Raw genomic sequence first — 6,301 nt, 5'->3', positions numbered from 1 at the left:
TTTTGCCAAACCGCCTAAAGCTCAGTAAATTCAGCAAAGTTCAGGGTTTTGGGGGTTAGAGGCATGCTCTCACTACTCTCCGTTCTTTTCTCTCTTGTCTCTCTTGAGAGGGGATCCGATTGCATTAGCCGCTGACACAGTTGGGCAATCTGGGTGGGGCTGGCCTCGTCCAGCCAGCGGTGAAAGGCTTGGGATTCCTGAAGGCGGCCCATCAGCAGCGTGGGGATCTGCTCCGGACTGTCCAGTTCCGCCAGCCACTGCCGGGGAAAGCCAGTTACTGCAGCCAGATCCTCGGGATCCCGTCGGCCTGCTTGCCACAGCGCTTGCAGTTGGGCAATCTGCTGGGGGATCTGCTCCCAGGGGGAGGCAGAAGCGGCCAGGATCAGGGTTCGGGGCTGTGCCTGTTGCAGCAGTTGGGCCAAGTCCGCCGGTAGCCAGGGCCAGCGGGCCAGCACCAGCTTTGCCCCTTTTGGTGGTGGAACAAGGTTCTCGGCCTCCTGCCCGTCGTAACAGATGGCCCCTTTCAGCGAATCCGGCAGGGGTTTCTGCCGAAAATCTTGGATCTGTAGGCGAGGGGCGGAAATGGTGGGTGCCTGCCACTCTCCCGCAGGGCGCACCGCCAGCACTTTGCCCTGCCAAGGCTGTTTGCCCCGGTCATCCGCTTCCAACTGGAGGGCGATGTCCAAAGCTTGGCATTTTTGCCAACGCTCCAGCTCTTCTCCGGCCTGCCAAAACCACAGAGTACGGGATCCCGGCGAGCCTTGGAGTTCAAACTTGAGGTGGCGGCCATTGCGGGAGACTCCCAGGTTGGAGCTATTGGGACGGAAGTTCATCAAGGCAACGACGGGGTTGGGATTGCCGTGCCCAAAGGGCTGCAGAAGCTGCAATTGCCGATACACCTCATCCAGCTCTGCCACCCCATCCCGATCCTGAGAGACCAGTAGCTCCCAGTCGAGGATAATCTCCACCGCCAAGGCGCGAGCCTGCTGATCCGGGCTAACCCGCGCGGCCAGCTCCCGCTGCAACGCCAGTTGCACAGTGGCCAGGCAAGCCAGATCCACTTGGATCCCGGCGGCCATGGGGTGTCCGCTTCCCCGCCGCAAGAGGGGGCGCACGGCCTCGATGGCCTCCACCAGGTTCACCCCTGGCAGGGAACGACCCGACCCATGGCCCAGCCCTGTGGCTTCGTCTTTGGCAATCAACACCGTCGGGCAGCGGTACTGCTCCACCAAGCGCGCCGCCGCGATCTCCAGAACCCCTGGGTTCCAGCCGGCTTCCGCCAGAACAATGGCTCCTTCCCGGGTCAGATCCAAGCTCTCTACCTGTTGGCTGGCCTCTTGGATCACTTGCTGGGTGAGCTGCCGGCGCTCTTCGTCAAGGGCAACAAACCGTTGCACCAGCGCCTGGGCCCGCTCTGGATCGGAGGTGGTCAGCAGCTCCACTGCTAAGCTGGCGTCTTCCAAGCGGCCAATGACGTTCAACTTGGGGGCGATGCGAAAAGCAATATCCTGGGTTGTCGGCGACCTCTGGAGCTGGCCGTTGCTAACCTGGGCCAGCAGAGCTCGCAACCCCGGGCGCTGCGTACTGGCCAGCACCGGCAGGCCCCGCTGCACCAAGTAGCGGCACTCCCGCTGCAACACCGCCACATCGGCCACAATTCCCACCGCCACCAGATCCAGGTGCTGCTCGACACCAGGGATCCCTAGGGCTTGGTAGAGCGCCTCCGCCAACTTGTAGGCCACTCCCACCCCCGGCAAGAAGCGCAGCGGATGTTCAGCCGGCAATCGCAAGGGGTTGACCACCGCATAGGCAGCGGGCAAGGGATCCGGCAGCATGTGGTGATCCGTCACGATCACGTCCACCCCCTGGGCTTGGGCCATGGCAATTTCGGCAGCATTGCCCACCCCGCAATCCACCGTCAGGATCACTTGGCAGCCCTGGGCCAGCACCTGCTGTAGCCGTTGAGGATTGAGCCCGTGCCCCTCGGTGCTGCGCAGCGGTATGGAGAACTGGACTCGGAAGCCCAAGGGTTGTAACGCCGAGAGCAGGAGACTGGCACTGGTGACACCATCGCAGTCAAAGTCCCCCCAAATGCACAGGGTCTCTTCCCTTTCCCGTGCCTGCAGCAGCCGCGCCACCGCCCGCTCCAGATCCGGCAGGGATGCTGGTGGTGTGGGGGAATAGTGTTCGGGATCCACGAAGGCCTGCGCCTGCTCCCAGGTGTGCAGACCCCGCAGAGCCATCACCTTGGCCGCATACTTGCCATATTCCCGGCTCAGTTGCGGATTGAACTGGGGGGGAGTGGGCAGCAGCTCCCAGCGGTATTCCATGCAAGCTCGACAGGGATAAAGGTTCCTAGGAGCCTATCAAAAACTGCCTGGGGAGAAAAGCAGCTTGGGATCCCCAAGAAGGCCTGGTGACCTGCTTATTGACAGCAGTGGGAAGCCACACAACAAGCGGAAGGGTGCTCGTGATTGTGGGTGGCACAGGCTTCGCTGCAGTAGAGTTGACCTTCGTAGCGATAGCCTTGGCTGCTCTCGAAGCTGCAGTTGCAGTGTTCACAGGCACAACGGACAAGGGTGCTGGCAGACATGATTTTCTCTCCTTCTTTCTCGTTTTTTCCTAGGGATCCTCTTGTCGAAGATCCGCGTCTCTACACCCTAGCAGTTGCTCAGCAACGATGCTGAAACAAGAATCAGAATCATTTTTGGCACTCCACCGATTACAGCCTATGAATTAGGATACAAGTATCCAAGAGAAAAGAGAGATATATACCAACCTATTTGTTAGATTTATCCCAAAGAGTTGTGGCAGCTTATCAGGCAGGCAAGACCTCCACTCGCCAGGTAGCGGAACAGTTCATGGTAACCCAAAGAACACTGCACCACTGGGTGCATCAGTATCAACAAACTCAGGATTTATCCCCCAAGAAAGTCGGCACAAAGCGAGTAGGTATTCTGGAACAACACCGGCAAGAAGTTATGACGGTCATTGAAAGGCGCCTGAACTATTATCCGTGGTAGTATCAGGAACTGCTACGAGAGCAACTGGATACTGATGTGAGTGCTGTTACGATAGACAACTTTTTAAAAAAGCGAGGAATGACGCTAAAAAAGAATTACCGCAGTGTAAAAATCAGAGAAGAGGAGGTGCAAAGGCAACAATTAGCCTATAGCTAAGAAGTCAAGAATATACCAGTGGAAGATATAGCTATTCTAGACCAGACAAGGGTGTGAGAGGCAATGGAACGGAGGGGTATCTCGGAGTTTACGCAGTCAAAGAGCTTACAGTTACCGTCAGAGATGCAAAGGGAAAAAACATAAGATTATTGAAGCTATTTCCTGGAGAGAGGCAGTAGGCTGTTGTGTTATCAAGGGTGGAATGCAGAAGAGCAATTTTCTGGAGTTTTTGCAAAGTGACTCATGTCCGGAACTGGATGCGCGGAAGGTGGTGATTAGAGTTCGGAAGTGGAGGGTTTGATTCAAGGAACAGGTGCGCGGATCATAGACCTGCCTGTGTATGCACCAGAGTTGAATCCGATTGAGAGGATGTGGTCGGTATTGAAGCCTTTTATCCGGCAGTTTTCCAGAGCCGGGAAGTATGGGATGGAGCAGATAGCAGAGACCTCTTGACTACTCATCAATCCATTCTGCTTCCGAAGTTGGTTTGCTAGGTGTTGCTACTGTGCCCCTTGATTCCTTAACAGGCTGTACTGCTCCATCCCTATGCACGAAGAGGGATGCCGCCGCCCTAATTACTGGGAAGAGACTCCCAGATACTTTGTCCCTCTAATGTCCCTCTAGTAAGAGGTACTGCACCACGAAGCACTCAGTGCCGCCGCAGGCGAACAAGCTGGCGGAGTTCGCAGTTACTGTATCAAGAAGCCGTCATAAAGGGCGGGGCTTGTAACCCAGTTTTCTGGTCAATGTGGCGTTGGCATCTCTTTGTGCTTTATCCTGAGGGGCGATAAGCTAAAGTACAGCAACAACACAGTCCTAAACTGGGAACTTTATTGATGCCTCCGCGCTCCTCTTCCTCCCAGAGTGGCTCTACCCCATTCCCCTTTCTGGAGGGGCGGGGTGCTGCTGCCGACGGGGCTGAGTCGAGCTTACCGCTGGGACAGCGTTTGCTGCGGGCGGGTCTGATCTCCCAATCCCAGTTGGCTCAGGCTCTGCGAGAGCAACAGCAAAACCACCTCAAGTTGGGAGAAGTGTGTCTCGAGCGCGGCTGGCTCACCCCAGCCGCTCTCTACCGCTTCCTGCCCAGCCAGTCTCTTTCTCTGGGAGAGATTTTGGTGGCACTGGGCCATTTGGATTTCGAGCAATTGCGGGTTGCTCTGGCTCAACAGCGTCGCTATGGGCGGAAATTGGGGGAAATCCTCACCTGGAAAGGTTGGGTACAGCCCGCCATTTTGGATCGCGCCTTGGATGTCCAGGTGCAACTGCAGCGGATGGCTTCCCCCAATGCGTGGGAGGCGCTGCAGCCTTTTTTGGCCAGGGATCCCAAACCCGAGGTTCAGCTTACCCCCCGAAGATCGACAATTCCTGGCCGAGAAGACCCAGCTCAGGATTGGCCTGCACCCGAAGAGGCCAGGAGAGAGAGTACGGTTCAGCCGCCGAGTCTTGAATCTGCGGCTGGGGGAGATCCCATCCCTGGAACATTGGCTGCGGCGGCCTCGGATCCCTTTGCCGATGAGCCTCAACCGGCCACCTTGGCCGACTACCGCAAGCAAGTGGAAGCCTTGCAGCTACAAATCGAGCTCCAGGAACAGGAATGGGATCGGATCCTGGCCAACATGAACCAGCAGATTGCCGATTTTCAAAGCCAGTATCAGCAGCGCATTCAAAAACTGGAAGCCACCATCCGTCTCCAACAAGCAGAGCTCCAGCACCAGGCAACGTTGCAGCAGGATTTGCGGGTTTGGCGGGAACAACTGCAAAGGCTGGAAACGGAGCTGGCTCTTGCCCGCGCTGCTGAGCAAAGGGCGCAGCGGCAGTTGCAAACCCAGCAAGATTGCTACCAGTCGGAACTGGAGCAGTTGCAAGAGCAAATCCAGATTCTGCAGAAACGCCAGTCGGAGTTGGTGCCCAGCAGCGTTGTGGCTGACCTACGCGCCCAATTGGAGGCAGCGCTTCATCAAATCCAGCAGCTCCGATCGGAGCGGGATCAGCTGCAGGCCCAACTTGCCCAGCAAGCTGCAGAGTCAGAGGCTGCTCTATCCCGGCATCTGGATTCCTTCTGGCCAGAGCAGGTTGCCGCCTTGGAGCAACAGATTGCGGAGCTGAGGGCCGCTTTGCAGATGTGGCAAGAGCGCTACGCTCAGTTACAGCAAGAGCACGAGGCCCAAATGGCGCGGCTTTCCGGCTATGTTCCCCCAGAGCAGGTGGAAAGCTTACAGGCGCAGCTACAACAACTGCAAGCGGAAATAGCACAGCTGATGGCAGCCAACCGTGACTACGAAGCACACCTTGCTCAACTGGAGGAGCAACTGCAGCAGAGCCAAGCCCTGATCCACCAGCTCAGGGCAGAACGGGCCGAGGCCGACCAGCGCATTGTCCAACTGGAGGGATCCCTGCAAGCCCGCCAAGAAGCCTTGGAGCAAGCTCAACAACAACTGAAAACCACGGGATCCCGCCTCAGCGCCCTTCAACAGCAGCAGGCCAACTTGACGGTGGAACTGCGAGATGCGCGAGAGCTGCTAGCGGCCTACCGACAGAGCCTGGAGTCCCTGCAAGAGAATCTCAAGATTGAGCAGAATCGCAACCGTCTGCTGCAGGTGAGTTACGAACAGCAAAAGCTGATCGCCGAGGCAGCGCAGGCTCAGTTGAGAGCAGCCAACTTCTCTGGCTCAACCGCCAAAGATGGGCCAGCACGCTTGCGTGAGCGAAACGCAGTCCTTACGGGGAGACCGGAGGAACCCGAGACCGACGCCGACACTCCTGAGGATACGCCGACGGATCCCTTGTTGGCAGAACTCACCCCCTGGGCCAGGCATCTGTTCCAAAACTTGCAGGCAGCGGGCTTGCTGGATCGGCCCCAGATCCAAGACATCCTCAGCCGCTGGCAACAGTCGGGGGGCAAGCTGACCGCGGTCATTGGCGAGTGTACCGGCCTGAAGGCAACCACGGTCGCATTAGCGGTGCGGTTCCCGGTAGGGTGCCGGAGGCATAGCACTTTCAAGTTCTTTGCGGATGGGGGGTATTCTGCCCGTTTGTCGGGGTGCCGCACGGTGGGAGAGCATGACTCTAGTCAATAATAAGCTCAACTATACTGAAAATAATGTATAATATGTTCAGTACGG

Annotated in this window: 3 protein-coding genes and 1 pseudogene; 2 read left to right on the top strand and 2 right to left on the bottom strand. The window is 57.5% G+C overall.

The features are described from left to right. Positions 1–14: 14 nt before the first annotated feature. Positions 15–2,330 (bottom strand): single-stranded-DNA-specific exonuclease RecJ, encoded by a 2,316-nt coding sequence (gene recJ / locus NW839_RS11070; protein WP_414351048.1) that lies wholly within the window; start codon positions 2,328–2,330, stop codon positions 15–17. A 95-nt stretch (positions 2,331–2,425) separates the two neighbouring features. Beyond that, positions 2,426–2,593 carry a hypothetical protein gene (locus NW839_RS11065; RefSeq protein ID WP_083757636.1) on the bottom strand — a complete coding sequence of 56 codons (168 nt, stop codon included), beginning with the start codon at positions 2,591–2,593 and terminating at the stop codon, positions 2,426–2,428. A gap of 178 nt (positions 2,594–2,771) precedes the next feature. On the opposite strand from NW839_RS11065, the pseudogene NW839_RS11060 reads away from it, so the two are divergent. Continuing rightward, positions 2,772–3,695, top strand: a pseudogene (locus NW839_RS11060) (IS630 family transposase). 320 nt (positions 3,696–4,015) lie between these two features. Beyond that, the gene (locus NW839_RS11055; protein WP_414351051.1) at positions 4,016–6,256 is read left to right on the top strand and encodes a hypothetical protein; all 2,241 of its coding nucleotides are present in this window, start codon (positions 4,016–4,018) and stop codon (positions 6,254–6,256) included. Positions 6,257–6,301: the final 45 nt, after the last annotated feature.

Origin of the sequence: Synechococcus sp. R5-15 (genome assembly GCF_047462035.1) — a bacterium.
In the GTDB taxonomy this organism is placed as follows: domain Bacteria; phylum Cyanobacteriota; class Cyanobacteriia; order Thermostichales; family Thermostichaceae; genus Thermostichus.
Note: the sequence above shows the minus strand (reverse complement) of the source record. Positions and strands in the feature narration are given on the sequence as shown.